The sequence below is a fragment of the Microbacterium paraoxydans genome (assembly GCF_018224615.1).
Lineage (GTDB): Bacteria > Actinomycetota > Actinomycetes > Actinomycetales > Microbacteriaceae > Microbacterium > Microbacterium paraoxydans_B.
This window is the reverse complement of record NZ_JAGTUK010000004.1, coordinates 87085-108624: the sequence shown is the minus strand read 5'-3', so window position 1 is coordinate 108624 and position 21540 is coordinate 87085. Positions and strand designations below refer to the sequence as shown.

Here is a 21540-nt window from a genome sequence, read left to right as displayed (position 1 = left end):
TAACCACGGGGCGCGCCAGGGAGCGGTCCGGAACAGTGCGATGCGGAGCGGGACACGGTGGGCGGACCGGCCGCCTGGGTACGCTGGCCGGGTGAGCGAACCCATCGAGGACTTCTACGCGGTCATCCCGGCCGGAGGCATCGGCAGCAGGCTGTGGCCGCTGTCCCGAGCGGACGCCCCCAAGTTCCTGCACGACCTGACCGGCTCCGGGCATTCGCTCCTGCGCGACACGTGGGATCGTCTGGAACCGCTCGCCGGACCCGACCGCATCGCCGTGGTGACCGGGCGCGCGCACCGCGCGGCCGTCGAGGCCGAGCTCCCGGGCATCGCCGATCTGAACGTGTTCCTGGAGTCGGAGCCGCGCGAGTCCGCCGCCGCGATCGGGCTGGCCGCCGCCGTGCTGCACCGTCGCGACCCCGAGGTGATCATCGGCTCGTTCAGCGCCGACCACGTAATTCGCGGAACCCGGGTGTTCGAGTTCGCGGTGCGCGACGCCGTGGAGGTCGCCCGTGAGGGGTACATCTGCACGATCGGGATCGCCCCGACCGAGCCCGCCGTCGGCTTCGGCTACATCAAGAAGGGGTCGGAGCTCGTCGTCGAGCGCGCCAGGGAGGCCGCCCTCGTCGAGAGCTTCGTCGAGAAGCCCGACCTGGAGACGGCCAAGGACTACCTCGCGGACCGTGGCTACCTCTGGAACGCGGGCATGTTCATCGCCAGGGCGAGCGTGCTCCTCGAGGAGCTCGCCGCGAACGAGCCGGAGCTCCACGCGGGACTGGTCGAGCTCGCCGAGGCCTGGGACGACCGTGAGCGGCGAGGGCCGGCCGTCGACCGCATCTGGCCGCGCCTCAAGAAGACCGCGATCGACTACGCGGTCGCCGAGCCGGCCGCACGCCGCGGACGCCTCGCGGTGGTGCCCGGTCACTTCGACTGGGACGACGTCGGCGACTTCGCGTCGCTCACCAAGCTCATCACGAACGGCCGGAAGAACGACCTCGCCGTGCTCGGGCCGCGGGCCCGCGTGCTCAGCGACGCGGCGAGCGGCATCCTCGTCAGCCAGACCTCCCGGGTGATCAGCCTCGTCGGCGTCAAGGACATCGTGGTCGTCGACACCCCGGACGCGCTTCTGGTCACGACCGTGGAGAACGCACAGCGCGTGAAGGGCGTGGTGGAGTCGCTGAAGTTGAACGGACAGGGCGACGTGCTCTGATGAGCAGCGGTTGCTGCTCATCGGCTGGTTGATTTCAGCTTTGTAACCTTTCGCCAGCACCACGGGGGACCTGCGTGCACGAAAGCTGAAACACTAGGTAACTTTGATCGATCCGCGATGGTCGCGGTTCCGTTGAGGGAGGCATGAGTTGACCATCTCCACCACCAAGAAGCTTCTCGGCGCGACCGTCGCCGCGGGCGTCATCTTCGCGCTGGCAGGCTGCGGCCAGGCGCCGACCGACGAGGCCGGAGGGTCGGAGAAGCCGGTCGACTCCGACTTCCTTCCCTGCCTGATCTCCGACGCGGGCGGCTGGAACGACAAGTCGTTCAACCAGTCCGCCAAGGAGGGCATGGACAGCGCTGCCGAGGAGCTCGGCATCAAGCCCCTCGAGTTCGAGTCGGCGAACGACAACGACTACGCGCCGAACCTGGAGACCGCGGTCTCGGAGGGCTGCTCGCTCATCGTCTCGGTCGGCTTCAAGCTTTCGGCCGCCACGGTCGAGTCGGCGCTCGCAAACCCTGAGCTCGACTACGCGATCATCGACGACTGGGCGGACAACGACTTCGACGGCGAGGTCGACGCGCCCAACATCAAGCCCCTCGTGTTCGACACGGCTCAGGCGGCGTACCTCGGCGGCTACGCGGCTGCCGCGTGGTCGGCGCAGAGCGGCGTGAACAAGGTCGGCACGTTCGGCGGCATGCAGATCCCATCGGTCGCCGTGTTCATGGACGGCTACCAGCTCGGCGTCGAGAAGTACAACGAGGACAAGTCGGCCTCGGTGCAGGTCTTCGGCTGGGACGCGGCGACGCAGGAGGGCTCCTTCACGGGTGGCTTCGACGCCAACGACACCGCGAAGCAGACCGCACAGGGCGTGCTCGACCAGGGCGTCGACGTCATCCTCCCGGTCGGCGGCCCGGTCTACCAGAGCGCCGCGGCTGCCATCACCGACAGCGGCAAGGACACGCTGATGCTCGGCGTCGACAGCGATCTCGCCGTCGCCGACCCGAGCGTGGCCGGCATGACGCTCGTCTCGATCATGAAGGCGATCGATGTGGCCGTGCACGACGCGACCATCGCTGCGGCCGACGGCAAGTTCGACCCGGCTCCCTACGTCGGCACGCTGAAGAACGAGGGCGTGAAGCTGTCCGGCTTCGGCGACTTCGAGTCCAAGCTCCCCGAGGGCCTCATGGACGAGCTGACGGCGCTGCAGGAGCAGATCATCTCCGGCGACATCAAGGTGGAGTCGAAGAACTCGCCGTGATCTGAAACGGTCCGACACGGGGCGAGTGGTGAGCAGGCTGCCACTCGCCCCGTGCCGTGGACGGACGACGATTCTCCTGGATGACACTTCTGGATAAGGTGCAGATATGAAGCTCGAACTTCGCGGCATCACCAAGCGATTCGGCAGCCTCGTGGCGAACGACCACATCGATCTGGTGGTCGAGCCGGGACAGATCCACGCGCTCCTCGGTGAGAACGGCGCGGGCAAGTCCACACTCATGAACGTCCTCTACGGCCTCTACCAGGCCGACGAGGGAGAGATCCTCCTCGATGACGAGGTGCAGCATTTCCGGGGCCCCGGTGACGCGATGGCTGCGGGGATCGGCATGGTCCACCAGCACTTCATGCTCGTACCGGTGTTCACCGTGGCCGAGAACGTCATGCTGGGGCACGAGCAGACCAAGGGCCTCGGCACCCTCGACATCGCCAAGGCCCGACAGCACGTACGCGAGGTGGCGGCGCGCTTCGGTTTCGACATCGACCCGGACGCCATCGTGGGCGATCTGCCGGTCGGCGTGCAGCAGCGCGTCGAGATCATCAAGGCTCTGTCGCGCGACGCGAAGGTGCTCGTGTTCGACGAGCCCACCGCCGTGCTGACGCCGCAGGAGACTGACGAGCTCATGGGGATCATGCGACAGCTCCGCGACGAGGGCACCGCGATTGTCTTCATCACCCACAAGCTGCGCGAGGTGCGTGAGGTGGCCGACACCATCACGATCGTTCGGCTCGGCCGCATCGTGGGAGAGGCGTCGCCCACCGCGTCCAATGCCGAGCTGGCGTCGCTCATGGTCGGCCGCGCGGTCGAGCTGACGGTGCACAAGGACGCACCGCGACTCGGTGAGGGAGGACTGGCGGTCTCCGGTCTGCGAGTGCTCACCCCGGCCGGAGCGATCGTGGTCGATGATGTCGACTTCACCGTGCGCCCCGGCGAGGTGCTCGCGATCGCCGGAGTGCAGGGCAACGGGCAGACCGAGCTCGTGGAGGCCATCGTCGGTCTCGCGGCGCGCGTCGAGGGCAGCATCGTCCTCGACGGTAAGGAACTGGTCGGCAAGAGCGTGCGCGCGATCCTCGACGCGGGCGTCGGATTCGTTCCCGAGGACCGCACGGAGGACGGCCTCGTCGGCGGTTTCTCCGTAGCCGAGAACCTGGTGCTCGACCGCTCGGACGACCCGGCCTTCAGCCGCGCAGGCACGCTCAAGCGCGCGGTGCTCGAGGAGTTCGCGCGCGAGCGCATCAAGGAGTACGACATCCGTGCCCAGGGGCCGCACACCCCCGCAGGCACGCTGTCCGGCGGAAACCAGCAGAAGGTCGTGATCGCGCGCGAGATGAGCCGCGATCTCCGACTGCTCGTGGCAGCACAGCCCACGCGCGGCGTGGACGTCGGCTCGATCGAGTTCATCCACAAGCGGATCATCGAGACACGCGACGCGGGCATCCCGGTGGTCGTCGTCTCCACGGAGCTGGACGAGGTCGCAGCTCTCGCGGATCGGATCGCGGTCATGTACCGCGGAACGATCGTCGGCATCGTCCCCGGTGACACGCCCCGGGAGACGCTCGGACTCATGATGGCCGGTGCGGCCGAAGGAGAGGTGGCCGCGTGAGCGGAGCGACACCAGGCGCAGGGGACGCGACCAAGGGGCTCCCACCCGAGCAGCTTCCGCCGACCACCGGCGCGCCGCAGCCCACGACCGAGGTTCCCGATCCGCCGCGGAGCAACGTCTTCATCAAGGAGCTCCTGCGCGGCAGCGCGGTCACCACGATCCTGGCGATCGTGCTCGCGCTGATCGTCGGCGGCATCCTCATCGCCATCACGAACGAGGACGTGCAGAAGGCATCGGGCTACTTCTTCGCCCGTCCGACCGACACCCTCGCGGCCGCATGGAACGCGGTCTACAACGGCTACGAGGCGCTGTTCCGCGGGGCGATCTTCAACGCCCGCGGTGCCGACTTCGCGGCGCAGATCCGTCCGTTGACCAACACGCTCGGCTTCGCGGCACCGCTGATCGCCGCGGGTCTCGGCGTGGCGCTCGCGTTCCGCGTCGGGCTGTTCAACATCGGTGCGCGTGGCCAGATGCTCATCGGCGTCGCTGTCGCGGCGCTGCTGACGTTCTCGCTCGATCTGCCGCTGTGGCTGCACCTGCCGGTGACGCTGCTCGCGGGGATCGCGGGCGGTGCCCTCTGGGGCGCGATCGCCGGTCTCATCAAGGCTCGCACGGGCGCGCACGAGGTGATCCTCACGATCATGCTCAACTACATCGCGTACTACCTGCTGCTGTGGATGATCCGCACCCCCGGCCTGCTGCAGAAGCCGGGCACCAACCAGGCCCTCGGGTCTCCGACGCCGGAGTCGGCGCAGTTCCCGACGCTGCTGGGGCCGCAGTTCCCGCTGCTGGACGTGGGCTTCGTGATCGTGATCATCGCGACCCTGTTCGTGTGGTGGCTGCTCGAGCGCTCCTCTCTCGGTCTGCGCATGCGCGCGGTGGGGGAGAACCCGCACGCCGCCCGTGCCGCGGGTATCAGCGTGCAGCGCATCTACGTGTACGCGATGCTGTTCGCGGGAGGCCTGGCCGGACTCGCCGGCATGAACCAGCTCCAGGGCGCCGTGACCACCGGTGTGACCGAGACCATCGACGCCGGCATCGGCTTCGACGCGATCACGGTCGCGCTGCTCGGACGCAGCCGTGCGTGGGGCACCTTCGCCGCCGGCATCCTGTTCGGCGCGCTCAAGGCGGGCTCGTTCTCGATGCAGGCGCAGGACATCCCGGTGGACATCGTGCTGGTCGTGCAGTCGCTCGTGGTGCTGTTCATCGCGGCCCCGCCCCTGCTGCGCACCGTGTTCTTCCTGCCGAAGTCGGACGCCGAGAAGGCCGCCAAGGCGAGAGCCAAGGCCGCGAAGAAGGCGGTGACGGCATGATGTCGCTCGCACAGACCCAGGCCGCCGACGGGACCGTCCAGCTCGCGACGGTCAAGGAGCGCCACCTCAAGGCGCCCTTCGTCCTCGCCGTGCTGACAGTGCTCCTCGCGGTGCTGTTCCTCGCGGTTCCGCGCACCGGGACGAGCACGTTCCGCCTGTCCGATCAGGCGTCCGCGTTCGCGCTTCCCGACGTCGCCCTGCCGACGGCCACCACGTTCTGGGTCGTGTTCGCCCTGCTCGTCGTGGTCACGGTCGCCTCCTTCCTGCGGGCATGGGTGTACCGCCCGACCTCGCTGTGGCTGGTTGCGGCCTACGGGGTGCTGGCGGTGTTCGGCTTCCTCGTGTGGGCGTCGGCCGGCGGCCTGGTGCCGGTCACGAGCCTGCTGTTCGGCGCCGTGTCGCTGTCGGTCCCGCTGGTGTTCGGCGCTCTCGGCGGTGTGATCGGCGAGCGGGCCGGCGTCGTGAACGTGGCGATCGAGGGACAGCTCCTGCTGGGGGCGTTCTCGGCCGCTCTGCTGTCGAGCATCACCGGGAACCCGTTCGTCGGCCTGATCGGGGCCATGATCGGCGGCGTGCTGGTCGCCAGCGTGCTGGCCGCGTTCGCGATCAAGTACCTCGTCGAGCAGGTCATCGTCGGTGTCGTGCTGAACGTGCTCGTCACGGGCCTCACGGGCTTCCTCTACGGGGCGCTCCTCGCCCCCAACGAGGCAGAGCTGAACACCCCGGTGCGATTCACGCGCATCGAGATCCCGCTGCTGAGCGACATCCCGATCATCGGCCCGGTGCTGTTCAACCAGACGTTCATCGGCTATCTGATGTTCGTGACGGTCGCGGTCGTCGCGTGGGGCCTGTACCGCACCAAGTGGGGTCTGCGTCTGCGTGCGGTCGGTGAGCACCCCCAGGCCGCCGACACGGTGGGCATCAAGGTCAACCCCACGCGCTTCTGGAACGTGCTGCTCGCCGGTGCGATCGCGGGTGTCGGCGGGGCGTACTTCACGCTCGTGTCGGTGCCGCAGTTCGGCAAGGAGATGACCGCCGGTCTCGGCTTCATCGCCCTCGCCGCGGTGATCTTCGGCCGATGGGATCCGATCAGGGCCACGCTCGCTGCGCTGCTGTTCGGCTTCGCGACGAATCTGCAGAACCTGCTCTCGATCCTGAAGACGCCCATCCCCGGCGAGTTCATGCTGATGCTGCCGTACGTCGTGACGCTGCTCGCGGTCGCCGGGTTCGCCGGGCAGATCAAGGCACCCGCCGCCGACGGCAAGCCGTACATCAAGTCGTAGGACGCAGGAAGAAGGAACGACCGTCATGACGGACATCGACTGGGACGAGCTGCGCCAGGTCGCGGCCGACGCGATGACGAAGGCGTACGCACCGTACTCGCGGTACCGCGTGGGAGCGGCTGCCCTCGTCAGCGACGGGCGGATCGTCGCGGGCTGCAACGTGGAGAACGCCTCGTACGGGGTGACGCTATGCGCCGAGTGTGCCCTCGTCGGCGACCTGCACATGTCGGGCGGCGGCCAGCTCGTCGCCTTCGTGTGCGTCAACAACGACGGGGACACGATCATGCCGTGCGGCCGGTGCCGGCAGCTGCTGTACGAACACGCCGTGCCGGGAATGCTGCTGGAAACCGTCTCCGGCATCCGCACGATCGACGAGGTGCTGCCCGATGCGTTCGGGCCGCGCGACCTGGAGGACGCACGATGACCGTTGAGCCGTTCGATGCCGTGGACGTGATCCGCGCGAAGCGCGACGGCGGGGCGGTGCCCGAGCCGGCGCTGCGCTGGATGGTCGACGCGTACACGCGCGGTTACGTCTCCGATGCGCAGATGGCATCGTTCGCGATGGCGGTCTTCCAGCGCGGCATGGAGCGCGACGAGATCCGGGTCCTGACCGACGCGATGATCGCATCGGGCGAGCGCATGAGCTTCGCGGACCTCGGCAAGCGCACGGTCGACAAGCACTCGACGGGTGGCGTGGGCGACAAGATCACGCTCCCGCTCGCACCGCTCGTGGCATCCTTCGGCGTGGCGGTGCCGCAGTTGAGCGGCCGCGGGCTCGGACACACCGGCGGGACACTCGACAAGCTCGAGGCCATCCCCGGCTGGCGTGCCGCGCTCAGCAACGAGGAGATGTTCGCGCAGATGCAGGGCGACGTCGGCGCCGTGATCTGCGCCGCCGGCTCCGCGCTGGCCCCGGCGGACAAGAAGCTGTACGCCCTGCGCGACGTGACGGGCACGGTCGAGGCGATTCCGCTGATCGCGTCGAGCATCATGTCGAAGAAGATCGCCGAGGGGACCGACGCCCTGGTGCTCGACGTGAAGTTCGGCTCCGGTGCCTTCATGCAGGACATCGATCGCGCCAGGGAGCTCGCCCGTACGATGGTCGCGCTCGGCACCGACTCCGGTGTCGCCACGACCGCGCTGCTGACGGACATGAACGTGCCGCTGGGGCGCGCGATCGGCAACGCCAACGAGGTGCGCGAGTCGGTGGAGATCCTCGCGGGCGGCGGACCGGCGGATGTGCGCGAGCTGACCATCGCCCTCGCCAGGGAGATGCTCGCGCTCGCCGGACAGCCGGACGCCGACGTGGAGGCCGCGCTCGACGATGGCCGTGCGATGGACAGCTGGAAGGCGATGATCCGCGCGCAGGACGGCGACCCCGACGCGGCGCTGCCCGTCGCAAGGGAGACGCACGTCGTCACCGCACCCGCCGACGGCGTGGTGACCCGCATGGACGCGCTGCCCTTCGGCATCGCTGCGTGGCGTCTCGGCGCCGGGCGGGCGCGGGCGGAGGACCCGGTCATCCACGAGGCGGGCATCGACCTGCACGCCAAGCCGGGCGACCGCGTTGTCGCGGGCCAGCCGCTGTTCACGCTGTCCGCTGCCGACGAGGCACGGTTCCCTCGCGCAGTCGAGGCGCTGGAGGGCGCGTGGGAGCTCGGCGACCACGCCCCGGAGGCCGGACCGATCGTGCGCGAGCGCATCACGGCGTGAGGCGCGGGCGGTAGCCTGAACCCGAAGTCCCGCGACCGAGAGGATCCCCATGTCGATCGATGCGAACGGCGATGTCACCCTGCAGGGCGTGTCGCTGCGGAGCCTGCCCAAGGTGTCGTTGCACGACCACCTCGACGGCGCGCTGCGACCGGCGACGATCATCGAGCTCGCCGACGCGATCGGGCTCGACGTGCCGGAGAGTGACCCGCGCGCGCTGGGTACGTGGTTCGCGAAGCAGAGCGACTCCGGCTCGCTCGTCGAGTACCTGAAGACGTTCGACCTCACGACGGCCGTGATGCAGACCCGCGAGGGCCTCACCCGCGTCGCGCGCGAGTTCGTGCAGGACCTCGCGGCGGACGGCGTGATCTACGGCGAGGTGCGCTGGGCACCGGAACAGCACCAGGCCGCCGGGCTCACGCTGGAGCAGGCCGTGGACGCCGTGCAGCAGGGCATCGAGGAGGGCGAGGACGCCGCCGACCGCGACGGCCGCAGCATCCGCGTCGGTCAGCTCATCACGGCCATGCGTCACACCGACCGCGCGAGGGAGATCGCCGAGCTCGCCGTCGACTACCGCGGCCGCGGTGCCGTCGGCTTCGACATCGCGGGACCGGAGGACGGCTTCCCGCCGTCGAACCACCGCGAGGCGTTCGACTTCCTGGCCGAGAACTTCTTCCCGGTGACCGTGCACGCGGGTGAGGCCGCGGGGCTGGCCTCGATCCGTTCGGCACTGCTGGACGGTCGGGCGCTACGCCTCGGGCACGGCGTGCGCATCGCCGAGGACCTGGAGGTCGTCACGCAGGAGGGTGACGAAGTGCAGGTGCGCTTCGGCGACCTCGCCCGCTGGGTGCGCGACCGGGAGATCCCGCTCGAGCTCTCGCCCTCGTCGAACCTGCAGACCGGGGCTGTCGCGGCATGGGGCAACGTGCTGGCCGACCACCCGTTCGACCTGCTGTATCAGCTGGGCTTCGCGGTCACCGTGAACGTGGACAACCGCACCATGAGCGCGACCTCGCTCACGCGCGAGCTCGCGCTGCTGGTGGAGACGTTCGACTACGACCTCGACGACCTGGAGACCTTCCAGTTCAACGCCGCCGCCGCCGCCTTCCTCCCGGTCGAGGAGCGCGAGGAGCTCGTGGAGATGATCGCCGAGGGATTCGACGCCTGACCGTGTCTTCCGGGCGGAAGCGACGGGGGCGCGTCGCACTGGTCATCTCGCTCGCCGCTGTGCTGCTGGTCGCCGGTGGTGCTGCCGCCTACCTACTGCTGAGTCGGGGGACGGCCGAGGCTGCACCGGCCCCGTCGGGGTCGCCGCGCCCGGAGCCCTCGCCGACCCCGACGCCGCTGTCGCCGGTCGAGCAGCTGCTGTCCGACGCCGACAATCCGCTGGCGTGCGCCGTGAGCTTCGCGGGCGAAGGCGCGCCGGTCGACCCGCAGCTGCAGTGGCAGAACGGGCTCTACGTGGCGCTGCCCATCCCGACGGTCGAGGGGAAGGTGTTCGCGGGGTGGTACCCGACGGCCGCCGATGCGGCGGCGCTGACGACGGCGGCGCGGGTGAACGGCGCCGACCCCGTGGTGTGCGACGACCAGCGGATCGAGCTGCACGCCGCCTGGAAGACACCCGAGGAGAACGCGGCGGAGGGCACGCGCGTCCCGATCCTCATGTACCACCAGTTCACGTCCAACCCGGACGGCGAGAAGGGGTGGTTGCGCGGCAACTACGCCTACATCGGCGACTTCGATGCGCAGATGAACCACATCGCCACGACGGGGTTCTACCTGCCGACCTGGGACGAGCTGAGCGCGTTCATCGACGGGCGACTGTTCCTTCCCGCGCGGTCCGTCATCATCACCGACGACGACGCGGATCAGAGCTGGTTCGACCTCGCCGTGCCCGTGATCGACAAGTACCGCCTGCTGTCGACCTCGTTCATGATCACGGCGTATCGCACCGACCCGCCTCCGTCGATCTACGTGCTCCGGCGCTCACACACCAACGACATGCACCAGGCGGGCGAGAACGGGAAGGGGCGGATGGTGAACTGGACGGCGGATCAGATCGCCGCGGATCTCAACGTCTCCGGGGACGTGCTGGGGGCGCGCGAGGTCATGGCCTATCCGTTCGGCCACTACAATGACACGGCGAAACAGGGCGTGGCGCAGGCGGGCTTCGAGATGGCGCGGACCATCGAACCCGGATACGTGCAGATCGGCACGGACAAGCTCGCCCTGCCCGTGGTGCGCATCGACTACGGCATGGGGCTTGACGCCCTCGTGTCCCGGATCGGTTGACGGCGTGGCCTCGGTCGTCATCGCGGGTCCCGCCGCATGGAACAGGATCGTGGTGCTCGATCGGCTTCCCGAGCCGGTGCCCCACATGCAGTTCGCCGAGGACAGCTGGGAGACCGTCGGCGGCACGAGCGCGGGCAAGGCGCTGAGCCTGACGGCTCTGGGGCGCCCGGTGGTGCTGCACGCGATGTCCGGGCAGGACGAGGACGGACAGCGGCTGCGTGCGGCGCTCGACGCCGCCGGGGTGGGGGTGCGCTGGACCGACGGCGTGACGGAGCGCCACCTCAACCTCATGACGCGCGCGGGGGAGCGGGTCTCGCTCTACCTCGCGAGTCCGTCCGCCGGGGCGGGGCAGGACGACGCGGAACTGGCGGCGGAGTTCGCGGCGGCCGATGCGGTCGTGCTCGACCTCGCCGCGGAGCCCGCGCGGTTGCTGCCCGTGGCGCGGCAGAGCGGGACGCCGCTCTGGGTGGATGTGCACGATTACGACGGCACGGCCGCATTCCACCGGCCGTTCCTCGCCGCCGCGCACGCCGTGTTCTGCAACGCCGATCGCCTGGAGTCCCCGGTGGAGTTCCTGCGCGCCACGGTCGCGTCCGGGGCGAGCCTGGCGGTGTGCACACTCGGGGCCGATGGCGCGGTCGCCGTGGATGCCGACGGGACGGAGTGGCGCGTGCCTGCCGCCCCCGCGGAGGTCGTCGACACGAACGGCGCCGGGGACGCGTTCCTCGCCGGGGTGCTCGACGCCCGGCTCGATGGAGCGAGGCTCGACGCGGCGCTGGCCGCCGGGGCGCGCACGGCCTCGCTCGTGCTGGGCACGCGGCACCTGCACCCGTTGCTCGACCCCGTGCTGGGCTGACGACTCCGGTCAGCGGGGGAGCGTCTCCAGGAAGCCGCCGACGACGTCGGTGACCTCGGCGTGCATCTCCTCGTCGGACAGCGTCGGCTCGCCGTCGCCCGCCTGCGGGCCGTAGTCCCCGAACGACGCGTGCGAGGCGCCGTCGATCTCGATCAGCTCGGCGTCGGCGGGGAGCTTCGGTCGCGCGTCGGCGATCTTCTCGGGCGTGGACAGGCCGTCTTCGCTGCCGGCGACGCTCAGCACGGGCAGGTCGGTGCCGGACAGGTCGTTCGCGCAGTACGACGCGAACAGGACTAGGGCGTCGGCGTCGGGCGCGAGCTGGCAGGCACGCACACCGCCGAGGGAGTGGCCGCCGACGGCCCAGGATTCCACGTCGGGTGCGGCGGAGGTGAAGTCGTCCAGGCCGCGCGGGTCGAAGAACGCCAGATTGAGCCACGGCCGGGTGATGACCACCGTGACGCCCTGTTCCGCGAGGCCCTGCAGCACCGCGGCGTACGCCCACGGGTCGACCTTGGCGCCGGGGATGAACACGAGCCCCTGATCGGAGTCGCCGTCGGCCGGGGCGAGCACGATGCCCTGCGCGGCGTCGGTCACCGTGATCGCGGAGTTCTCGCGGACCTCGGCCAGCGGTCCCCGTTCCGCCGACATGACCCCGATCTGGGTGTAGGCGAGGACGCCGCCGACCGCGAGGACCAGCACGATGGCCAGAGCCCACAGCAGGCGCTTCAGGACACGACGGGGCTTCTTCTGCACACCGTCAACGCTACTCCGCGGCCTCCAGCGCGCGTTGCTCCTGTCGCACCGCACGACGGTACGCGTCCTTGTTGACGTAGTAGGCCATGCGGTCGAGTCCGAGGTACCGGTAGCCGCCCGTCACGTCGGGCCACGCGGCACCGGTCACTCGTCCGCGGAACCGGGCGGCGCGCGCGGGTGCCGTCTCCGCGGCGTCCAGGTACGCCGCCACGAGCTCCGCCTGCTCGTAGCGCCCCTGCCAGCCGATGCCGGACGCCTCGATCATGCCCATCACGTACAGGCCGTTGAACGAAGCGGGGAACACGTTGAGGAACAGGCGGGGCGCCGCGCCGCGCCAGTGCAGGTGCTCCGGGTCGACGAACGGATAGTCGAGGCGGTATCCCGTCGCGAGCAGTACCAGGTCGTAGTCGTCGGCGCTGCCGTCACGGAAGTGCACCGTGGGCCCGTCGAAGCGATCGATGTCCGGCCGGATGCGGAGGTCGCCCTGGCCCAGGTGCTGGAGGATGAGCGTGTTCACGATCGGGTGCGACTCGTACAGCCGGTAGTCCGGGCGGGGGAAGCCGAAGCGCACCGGATCGCCCGTGAACGCCCGCAGCACCCGGGTGTCGATCGCCTGCTTGATCCGCGGGGGCAGCGGTCGTCCCTGGTTGAGGGTGTCGCTGGGGCGTCCGAACAGGTACCGCGGCACGAAGTAGTAGCCGCGGCGCACGCTCACGTCGACCGCGTCCGCGTGGTGCACCGCGTCGACCGCGATGTCGCATCCGGAGTTGCCCGCCCCGATCAGCAGGACGCGCTTCCCGGCGAGCTGCCGCGGCGAGGAGTAGGTGCTGGTGTGTCGCAGCTCGCCCGTGAACTCGCCGCGGAACGTGGGGATGTGGGGCTCGGCGAGGGTGCCGTTCGCCAGCACGACGCCCGCATACCACCGGGTCTCTTCGCCGTCCGGTCCGGTCGCGGTGAGGTCCCAGCCGTCTGCGCGGGGCTCGAGCCGCGTGACCGCGGTGCGGAAGCGGAACAGGTCCCTGAGGCCGAAGTGGTCGGCGTAGTCGTCGAAGTAGCGCTTGAGCACACGGTGGCCCGGATAGTCCGCGGTGGTGCGCATCGGGAACTCCGCGAACTCGGTGGTGGTGCGAGAGGAGATCAGGTGCGCGGTCTCGTACATCGTGCTGCGGGGGTTGTCGATGTCCCACAGCCCGCCGACCCCGTGCGACGCCTCGTAGCCGTCCACGGTGATCCCGCGCCTCTGTAGCGCTCTGGCGGCCGCCAGCCCCGACGGTCCCGCCCCGATCACGGCGTATCTGCTCATCCCGCTCCCCGCACGTCGCTGTGCTCGACATAGCCCCCGCCTCCCGATGGTATCGGTGGCGGGGGCTGGCCGCGTCGGGTCGCGGCGGTCGATCAGGCGTCGCTCAGGGCCGCCTGGCGCGTGGCGACGGCGTCGCGCACCGCCGCGTACAGCGGGTGATCGGCGTCGAGGCCGGTCGTGCGCGTCGTGAACGCGTCCGCGTCGTCCGTCCGGAGCAGCGCCTGAAGTTCGACGGACTGCTCGTCGGCGGTGTCGTCGAAGTCGAGCGCGGCGGCGACCGCGGCCACGAGAGCCTCGGTCGGCAGGGCACGCTCCGCGGCCATCGCGGCAGGACCGATGAAACGCTCGTGCCGGGAGATCTTGCGCAGTGGCTGACGGCCCACCCGCTGCACCGTGTCGACCAGGGCCGGGTTGCGGAACCGGTCGAGGATCGTGGAGCGGTACGCGGCCAGCTCCGCCGGGTCGAGCCCGTGCACCGCCGCGAGCACGGCCGAGGTCTCCTCCAGCGCCGCGGACACGCGCGCAGCGATCGCAGGGTCGGCCAGCGCGTCGGAGATGCGCTCGATGCCGGCCCGCGCCCCGAAGTAGGCGGTGGCCGCGTGGCCCGTGTTCACCGTGAACAGCTTGCGCTCGATGTACGGCGCGAGGTCGTCGACGAAGTGCGCACCGGGGATGTGCGGCAGCGCGCCGCCGAACGGCCCCGACTCGATCGCCCACTCCACGTACGGCTCGACCGTGACGTCGACCCCCGCGCCCTCGGGCTGAGCGGGCACGATGCGGTCGACCGCCGTGTTGGCGAACACCGCCCGCTGCAGCAGCGCTTCGGCGTCGGCGCCTGCGGCCGCGGCCACCTCGGCGCGCAGCTGGTCGGTCGCGCCGATCGCGTTCTCGCACGCCATGACCTGCAGCGGTGCGGCCTCGGGGGAGCGGAGCGCGAGCCCCGCCACGATCGACGGTGCCACGAAGCGCAGCACCGTCGGTCCCACGGCCGTGGTGACGACATCGGCCGTCGCCACCTCCTCCGCGACGGCGCCGGGGTCCGTGCGGCTGTTCACCGCGCGGAACCCCGTCACCACGTGATCGGTCCCTCCGGGGCCGGCCTCGTGCACGGTGTACTCCTCCGCCGCGTTGATCGCGTCGACGAGCGCCTCCGCGACGTCCGAGAACACGAGCTCGTAGCCGCCCTCGTGCAGCAGCAGGCCGACGAATCCGCGCCCGATGTTGCCGGCCCCGAAGTGGACCGCCTTCATGCCTCGTTCACCTCCGCCAGCAGCGCGTACAGCTCCTCGGGGGTCTGGGCCGCGGCGAGCTTCGCCACGTCGTCCTCCTCCGAGAACAGGATCGCGATGCGGGACAGGATCTCCAGGTGCTCGTCGCCGACGCCCGCGATGCCGATCACGAACGTCGCGGGCTCGCCGTCCCAGTCCACGCCGCCGTCGTAGCGCACGACGGACAGGGCGGAGGCGAGGATGGCGTCCTTCGCGTCGTTCGTACCGTGCGGGATCGCGAGGCCGTTGCCCATGTAGGTCGACACGGTCTCCTCGCGCTGACGCATGGCGTCGACGTACGCCGGGGTCACGGCTCCCGCGGCGACGAGGATGTCCGTCGCCTCCTGGAGGGCCTCGTCGCGCGTCGCCCCCGCGGGGTGGATGCGGACCTGCTCTGGGGTGAGAACGCTCATTCTGTGTCCTTTCGCTGTTCCCTGACCGTCTCGACGACCTCGTCGTACTTCGGCGAGTTCATGAAGTTGTCGACCGAGACGTGGATGGAGTTCGGCGACTTCGCCTGCGCGCGCTCGGTGAGCTGCTGCTGGGTGATCACGAGGTCGGCGGTGCCGTCGAGGTTCGCGATCGCCGCGTTCGTCACGGTGACGCCCTCGATCCCGGCCTTCTTGATCTTGTTGCGCAGCACGCTGGCGCCCATGGCCGAGGAGCCCATGCCGGCGTCGCACGCGAACACGATCGTGGAGATGGGCCGGTCGGCGACCGCGGTCGCGGGCGCCTCGGTCGCGGCGGTCGCGGTGGCGGCACCCGTCGAGGTGCGCAGGGCGTCCATCGCGGCGGACGACTTGCCCTTGTTCGCCTCGGTCTGCGCGATCGCGGCGCCGAACGTGTCGCCCTCGGCGGCGAGATCGCGCTTGCGGGACGCACGCAGGATCACCGCCGTGAGCACGAACGTGACGGCCGCGGCCAGGATGACCGACAGGTACACCACCAGCAGGTTCGCGACGCCGGGTCCGATCGCCGCGGCGGTCACCGCGATGATGCTGCCGGGGGCCGCGGGGAAGGCGAGTCCGCCGCCCAGCAGCATGTTCGTCGTGACACCGGTCGCGCCACCCGCGATCAGCGCGAGGATCGTGGCCGGCTTGCTCAGCGCGTACGGGAAGTAGATCTCGTGGATACCGCCGAAGAACTGGATGATCGCGGCACCGGGGGCCGAGGCCTTGGCAGCGCCGACGCCGAAGAAGCTGAACGCCAGCAGCAGGCCGATGCCGGGGCCGGGGTTGGCCTCGATCAGGAACAGGATCGACTTGCCGGTCTCGGTCGCCTGCTCGATGCCGAGCGGGGTGAACACGCCGTGGTTGATCGCGTTGTTGAGGAACAGCACCTTCGCCGGTTCGACGATGATCGACACGAACGGCAGCAGGTTGAGCGACACGAGCCAGTCCACCGCCGCGCCCAGCGCCGCGCTGATGCCGAGCATGACCGGTCCGAACGCGAAGAAGCCGACGATGGCGAGGATCATGCCGAGGATGCCCGCCGAGAAGTTGTTTACGAGCATCTCGAAGCCGGGTCGGATCTTGCCGTCCCACAGGCGGTCCATCTGCTTGGTGATCCAGGCGGCGATCGGTCCCATGATCATGGCGCCGAGGAACATCGGGATGTTCGTGCCGACGATGACGCCGATCGTGGCGATCGTTGCCACCACGCCGCCGCGCTCGCCGTAGACCAGGCGTCCGGCCGTGTTCGCGATCAGCAACGGCAGCAGATAGGTGACCATGGGGCCGACCAGGCCGACGTAGGCGAGGATGTTGCCGCCGTCGCCCTCCGCGAGCGCCGTCGTCGCGCCCTGCCAGCCGATCACGGCGGAGTCGCCGCCGCCGCCGATGATCTCGGCGACCCCGGCCCAGTGCCAGCCGAACGGACTCTCTGCACCGAAGAAGCCCTTCGGGATGAAGAGCATCGTGATGAAGCCCCAGGCGATGAAGGCCGCGATGTTCGGCATGATCATGCCGGAGAGGAACGTGCCGAAGCGCTGCACGCCCACGCGGAGGCCACCGGGCGTGGTGGCGGCGGGTGACGTCGTCGTCATGATGTGGTCTCTTTCTGATGAGGGGGGAGTGCCGCGGCGAGGGTCGCCACGGCGGTTCGGGCGGAGGAGGCGTCGTCTGCGGAGAGCGCGGCTTCCGCGAGGCGGACGGCATCGGAGGCGGTGCGTGCGGCGAGGGCCCGGCGCACGTCGGCGAGGGCGGACGGCGCCATCGACAGGCTGGTGGCGCCGAGACCCACGAGCACGACGGCCAGGAGCGGATCGGCCGCCGCCTCGCCGCAGATGCCCACCGGCTTGCCGAGGCGGGCACCTGCGGCCCCGACCTCGCGTACCAGGCGCAGCACCGCGGGGTGCCACGGGTCCTGGAACGACGCGACGGAGCCGAGCAGGCGGTCGGCGGCCATGGTGTACTGCGTGAGGTCGTTGGTGCCGATCGAGGCGAAGTCGGCGTGCGCGAGCACCCGGTCGGCGAGCAGTGCGCTCGACGGCACCTCCACCATGACCCCGGCGGTCTTCAGGCCGTATTCCCTGGCGAGGCCCGTGAAGTACACGGTCTCCTCGACGGTCGCGACCATGGGGGCCATGACCCACAGGTCGGCCGTGGTCTCGGTGGCGGCCTCCGCGAGGGCCGTGAGCTGCTCGCGCAGGATGTCCTCGCTGGCCCGCAGTGCCCGCAGTCCGCGGAGCCCCAGCGCCGGGTTCTCCTCGTGCGCGTCGTTGAGGAACGCGAGCGGCTTGTCCGCCCCCGCGTCGAGCATCCGCACCACGACCTTCTTGCCGGGGAACGCGGCGAGCAGCTCGCGGTACGACTCCCGCTGCTGCGCCACGGTCGGCGCCTGGGACGCCGACAGGAACAGGAACTCGGTGCGGAACAGCCCGACGCCCTCGGCCCCCCGAGCGACCGCCTCGGCCGCGTCTGCGGGCTTCCCCAGGTTCGCGAGCAGCGCGACAGGCGTGCCGTCGGCGAGGGCGCCGGGAGTGGCTGGTGCATCGTCCGCCGTGCGTCGGGCGGCCGCGCGCTCCTCGGCGCGGGCCAGGGCCTCGGCGCTCGGGTCGCGCGTCACGACCCCGGCTGCGGCATCGACGATCACGGTCTCGCCCGTGGTGAGGGCGGTGGCCTCGGATGCTCCGACGATGGCGACGATGCCCTTCTCACGCGCGAGGATCGCGGTGTGCGACGTGGGTCCGCCGTCCGTGGTGATCAGCGCGAGCACCTGGTCGAGGTCGAGCAGAGCGGTGTCGGCGGGGGCGAGGTCGCGCGCGACGAGCACGAACGGGTGCCCGGGATTCGGCACGCCGGCCGCTTCGACGCCGCGCAGCCGCGCGAGCACGCGCTGCGCGATGTCGTCGAGGTCGGCCGCGCGCTCGCCGAGGTAGCCGCCGACGGCTTCGAGCGTCGCGCGGAACCCGGCGAACGCGTCGTGCACGGCCCATTCCGCCGTGGCGCCGTCGTCGATGCGGGCGTCCACTTCGTCCTGCAGCGTCGGGTCCTCGGCGATCATGGCCTGGGCTTCGAGCACCTCCTGGGCGGAACCGCCGGCGGCCTCCCCGCGCTCCGTGAGCTCGCGTGCGACCGTGGCGACGGCTTCGCGCACGCGAGTGCGTTCCGCCTCGACCCCGACGGTGCTCGGCGTCTCATCCGGCGCGGGAAGCGCCTCGGTCATACGCACGATCGGTCCCTGCGCGACGCCGAGACCGATGCCCACTCCTCGCAGCTCGCTCATCCGGCCGCGTCCTGATCGTGGTCGGTGGTCAGCAGCTCGGTGAGCGTGTCCAGCACGTCCTCCGCGCCGTCGCCCTCCGCCGTGAGCGTGACGTAGTCGCCGTGCTCGACCGCGAGCGCGATCACCCCGAGGATGCTGGCGGCGTTGACCGGCTTGCCGGAGTCCTTCGCGATCGTCACGGCGAGACCGGAGTCCTTCGCCGCCTGCGCGAAGATCTTCGCGGGGCGGGCGTGCAGGCCGTGCGAGGAGCCGATCCGGACGGTGCGGGTGGCGGTCATGGTGTTCCTTTCGGTGTCTCGCCGACGTCGGCGAGGATCGAGCGGGCGAGCCGGAGCGTGCGGCTGCCGTCGCGGTCGGCGAAGACGTCTTCCGGCAGCACCGCGACGGGGCCGTGGGCGGCGCGGCGGATGTCGGCGAGCCGGTCGCTCAGATGGGGGCCGATGAGCACCAGGTCCTGGAGTCCTGCGGCGACGGAGCTCTCCGTTCCGGCCGCGGCGTCCCAGTCCAGGCCGACGGACGCCGCCGCCCGGCGCAGCCGCTGCGCGACGAACGTGCTCGACGCGCCAGCGCCGCACACCACGAGGATCCTCATCGATGCCGCCTTTCCTGAGAACAGTCTGGGAAAGGGGGCGGTGCCGGCACCAACACGTTCCTTTCCGCCCCCGCGGAACCTCGATTTCCGCGCACCCCGCTCGCCGGGCTGACATCATGGAGAGACGTCCGACAGTGCGGTCAGCACGCCAGAGCAGGGGGAGTCATGTCGCGCCAGCGCCAGGATCAGCTCCTCGCGGTGCTGCTGCGGCAGGAGGGCTGGTCCACTGCCGGGACCCTCGCCGATCTGCTCGGGGTGACCCCGCGGAGCATCCGGTCGTACGTCGCCGCGCTGAACGCGCGGACTCCTGGCGCGGCCGTGGTCGAGTCGGGCTCGGCGGGCTACCGCTCAGGGCCCGGCGCCCGCGCGGCTCTGCGCGTGCGGCAGGGGCGCGAGGCGACTCCGCGCGACCGGTTGCACGCGCTCGTGCGCATGCTGCTCGACGCGCCGGACGGGATCGACGTGTTCGATGCCGCCGACGAGCTGCACGTGAGCGAGGCGACGCTGGAGGCCGATCTGGTGCGTGTGCGCGGACTGCTCGACGGCACGGATCTCACGCTCGACCGCTCCCGCGAGATCGTGAGGTTGCGCGGCGACGAGGCGGCTCAGCGACGGCTGCTCAGCCGGCTCGCGCACGACGAGATGGACGACGCGTCCTTCCACCCCGAGGTGTTCCGCCGGGCGCTGTCCGGGACGGCGGTCGACCCGCGGGCGGTCGGGCCGTTCAAGTCCGCGCTGGTGCGGGAGCTCGGACAGCTCGGCTACTACGTGAACGAGCTCGCGATCGCCGACGTGCTGCTGCACATCGCGATCGCCGCGGAGCGGGTCGCCGCCGGGCGCTCGCTCGACACGCCCCCGACCGGGGCGCGGCCGGAGATCCCTCGGGTGGGGGCTTTGATCGCGCGCCTCGCGGCCGAGCACTTCGGAGTGGTGCTGGGGGAGGGCGACAGCGCGCACCTCGCGTCCCTCGTGCTCACGCGGATCGTGGCGCCGGGAGGGGACGAGACACGGGAGGTCGCGCGCAGCGGCGTGGCCCCCGAAGTCGATGCCGCCGTGCGGGCCGAGATAGCCAGGGCCGCGGACGACTTCCAGGTCGATCTGGTCGACGAGACCTTCGTGCTGCGGCTCGCGCTGCACGTGCAGAACCTGCTGCGCCGGGCGGAGGAGAGCGCCCTGACGCGCAACCCCCTCACGCGCTCGCTCAAGACCACGTATCCGATGATCTTCGAGGTGGCGGTGTCGATCGCGAGCGGGCTGCACGACCGCCTGGGCACCCCCGTCCACGACGACGAGATCGCCTACATCGCGATGCACGTCGGCGGTCGGCTCGAGCGCAGCCGCAAGGCCGAGTCCATCCTCACGGCGACGATCGTGTGCCCGGGGTACTACGAGCTGCACGAGCTGTTGCGGTCGAGCGTCGACCGTTCGCTCGGCTCCGCGATCGAGGTCACCAGCGTCGTCACCAACGTCGACCCCGACTGGGCGTCGTTCGACACCGACCTCGTGCTCAGCACGATCGAACCCGGCTCACCCGGCGACCGGTTCGTGCGCATCCAGCCGTTCCTCACCGACGCCGACGTCGACCGGGTGCAGCAGGCCGCCGCCCGGGTGCGCCGCGGCCGACGTCTCACGCGGTTGCGAGCCGAGCTGGCGCGCTACTTCCTGCCCGACGCCTACGTCTACCCGCTGCCCGACGCGGGCGAGGAGGCGATCATCCGCCTCCTGGGCTCCCGGCTGGTCGAGGCCGGGCTGATCGGCGACGACTACGTGGAGAACACGATCGTCCGCGAGCGCCTGTCGTCCACCGCGTTCACCGACGCGCTCGCGGTGCCGCACGCGCTCCAGATGACCGCGGCCCGCACCGCCATCGCGATCGGGGTCGCCGAGGGGTCCGCGGCCTGGGGCGATGCGCGCGTGCAGGTCGTTGCGCTGGCGGCGTTCAGCGAGGACGACCGTGCCGCGTTCCAGACCGTGTTCGAGCAGCTCGTCGAGGTGTTCAGCGAACGCGACAGCGTGCAGCGCATCGTGCGCCGCGGCACCACGTTCGAGGCGTTCCTCGACGAGCTGGTCGCCGTGATCGACGGCTGAGGTCAGCCGCGCGGCGCGAGCACCTCCGCCAGCCGGTCCAGCAGCGTCTCGGCGGCGGGCGACGGTGCGGTCTCCAGCACCACGGCGTCGCCCGGCACGATCGCCAGATCCATGACCGCCAGCACGCTGCTCAGGTCGACGGTCGTGCCATCGGCGGTGCGCAGCGTCACCGGGCGGTCGTGGGCCTGCACGAGGCGGACGATCTCGGCGACCGGGCGCGCGTGCACGCCGTTGTGCGCGCTCACCACCACGGTGCGCGTGGGCATG

At 70.7% G+C, this 21540-nt stretch carries 20 protein-coding genes; 11 read left to right on the top strand and 9 right to left on the bottom strand.

Annotated elements, in window-relative coordinates:
• Positions 1-91 precede the first annotated feature (91 nt).
• The 10 genes from KE274_RS14975 (at position 92) to KE274_RS14930 (ending at position 11543) form a co-directional block, all read left to right on the top strand.
• Complete coding sequence (locus KE274_RS14975) at positions 92-1207, top strand: mannose-1-phosphate guanylyltransferase (RefSeq protein WP_211545153.1); 1116 nt, start codon at positions 92-94, stop codon at positions 1205-1207.
• Positions 1208-1355: 148 nt separating this feature from the next.
• Complete coding sequence (locus KE274_RS14970; protein ID WP_211545151.1) at positions 1356-2468, top strand: BMP family lipoprotein; 1113 nt, start codon at positions 1356-1358, stop codon at positions 2466-2468.
• Positions 2469-2574: 106 nt separating this feature from the next.
• Positions 2575-4089 carry an ABC transporter ATP-binding protein gene (locus KE274_RS14965; RefSeq protein ID WP_211545149.1) on the top strand — a complete coding sequence of 505 codons (1515 nt, stop codon included), beginning with the start codon at positions 2575-2577 and terminating at the stop codon, positions 4087-4089.
• Positions 4086-5402: an ABC transporter permease gene (locus KE274_RS14960; protein ID WP_211545147.1), complete on the top strand. Its 1317-nt coding sequence runs from the start codon at positions 4086-4088 to the stop codon at positions 5400-5402. The genes KE274_RS14965 and KE274_RS14960 overlap by 4 nt, the downstream gene beginning before the upstream one ends.
• Positions 5402-6685 (top strand): ABC transporter permease, encoded by a 1284-nt coding sequence (locus tag KE274_RS14955; RefSeq protein ID WP_439957717.1) that lies wholly within the window; start codon positions 5402-5404, stop codon positions 6683-6685. Before KE274_RS14960 ends, KE274_RS14955 begins: the two co-directional genes overlap by 1 nt.
• 25 nt (positions 6686-6710) lie before the next feature.
• Entirely contained in the window at positions 6711-7109 is a 399-nt protein-coding gene (locus KE274_RS14950) for a cytidine deaminase (RefSeq protein WP_136030366.1), read from the top strand.
• Entirely contained in the window at positions 7106-8398 is a 1293-nt protein-coding gene (locus tag KE274_RS14945; protein WP_211545143.1) for a thymidine phosphorylase, read from the top strand. Before KE274_RS14950 ends, KE274_RS14945 begins: the two co-directional genes overlap by 4 nt.
• A gap of 49 nt (positions 8399-8447) precedes the next feature.
• Positions 8448-9563 carry an adenosine deaminase gene (locus tag KE274_RS14940; RefSeq protein WP_211545141.1) on the top strand — a complete coding sequence of 372 codons (1116 nt, stop codon included), beginning with the start codon at positions 8448-8450 and terminating at the stop codon, positions 9561-9563.
• Between the two features lie 2 nt (positions 9564-9565).
• The gene (locus KE274_RS14935; RefSeq protein WP_211545139.1) at positions 9566-10687 is read left to right on the top strand and encodes a polysaccharide deacetylase family protein; all 1122 of its coding nucleotides are present in this window, start codon (positions 9566-9568) and stop codon (positions 10685-10687) included.
• Positions 10688-10691: 4 nt separating this feature from the next.
• Positions 10692-11543, top strand: a complete 852-nt coding sequence (locus tag KE274_RS14930; protein WP_307872229.1) for a carbohydrate kinase family protein — start codon at positions 10692-10694, stop codon at positions 11541-11543.
• Between the two features lie 9 nt (positions 11544-11552).
• Here KE274_RS14930 and KE274_RS14925 read toward each other — a convergent pair whose 3' ends face one another.
• The 8 genes from KE274_RS14925 to KE274_RS14890 all read right to left on the bottom strand — a co-directional run bounded on the left by KE274_RS14925 (position 11553) and on the right by KE274_RS14890 (position 19185).
• A complete protein-coding gene (locus KE274_RS14925) occupies positions 11553-12296 on the bottom strand; it encodes an alpha/beta hydrolase (protein WP_307872228.1) in 744 nt (247 codons plus the stop codon).
• Positions 12297-12306: 10 nt separating this feature from the next.
• Positions 12307-13599, bottom strand: a complete 1293-nt coding sequence (locus KE274_RS14920) for a flavin-containing monooxygenase (protein ID WP_211545137.1) — start codon at positions 13597-13599, stop codon at positions 12307-12309.
• 92 nt (positions 13600-13691) lie between these two features.
• Complete coding sequence (locus tag KE274_RS14915) at positions 13692-14849, bottom strand: mannitol-1-phosphate 5-dehydrogenase (RefSeq protein WP_211545135.1); 1158 nt, start codon at positions 14847-14849, stop codon at positions 13692-13694.
• Entirely contained in the window at positions 14846-15280 is a 435-nt protein-coding gene (locus tag KE274_RS14910; protein WP_211545133.1) for a PTS sugar transporter subunit IIA, read from the bottom strand. The genes KE274_RS14915 and KE274_RS14910 overlap by 4 nt, the downstream gene beginning before the upstream one ends.
• Positions 15277-16911, bottom strand: a complete 1635-nt coding sequence (locus KE274_RS14905; protein ID WP_211545131.1) for a PTS mannitol transporter subunit IICB — start codon at positions 16909-16911, stop codon at positions 15277-15279. The genes KE274_RS14910 and KE274_RS14905 overlap by 4 nt, the downstream gene beginning before the upstream one ends.
• The gene (gene ptsP, locus KE274_RS14900; RefSeq protein ID WP_211545129.1) at positions 16908-18593 is read right to left on the bottom strand and encodes a phosphoenolpyruvate--protein phosphotransferase; all 1686 of its coding nucleotides are present in this window, start codon (positions 18591-18593) and stop codon (positions 16908-16910) included. Before ptsP ends, KE274_RS14905 begins: the two co-directional genes overlap by 4 nt.
• Positions 18590-18871, bottom strand: a complete 282-nt coding sequence (locus KE274_RS14895) for an HPr family phosphocarrier protein (protein ID WP_136030342.1) — start codon at positions 18869-18871, stop codon at positions 18590-18592. Before KE274_RS14895 ends, ptsP begins: the two co-directional genes overlap by 4 nt.
• The gene (locus KE274_RS14890; RefSeq protein ID WP_211545127.1) at positions 18868-19185 is read right to left on the bottom strand and encodes a PTS sugar transporter subunit IIB; all 318 of its coding nucleotides are present in this window, start codon (positions 19183-19185) and stop codon (positions 18868-18870) included. Before KE274_RS14890 ends, KE274_RS14895 begins: the two co-directional genes overlap by 4 nt.
• Positions 19186-19350: 165 nt before the next feature.
• Here KE274_RS14890 and KE274_RS14885 point away from each other — a divergent pair, with 165 nt between their 5' ends.
• The gene (locus KE274_RS14885) at positions 19351-21273 is read left to right on the top strand and encodes a BglG family transcription antiterminator (protein ID WP_211545125.1); all 1923 of its coding nucleotides are present in this window, start codon (positions 19351-19353) and stop codon (positions 21271-21273) included.
• Positions 21274-21275: 2 nt separating this feature from the next.
• Here KE274_RS14885 and KE274_RS14880 read toward each other — a convergent pair whose 3' ends face one another.
• Entirely contained in the window at positions 21276-21539 is a 264-nt protein-coding gene (locus KE274_RS14880) for an HPr family phosphocarrier protein (RefSeq protein ID WP_211545123.1), read from the bottom strand.
• Between the last annotated feature and the right edge of the window lies 1 nt (position 21540).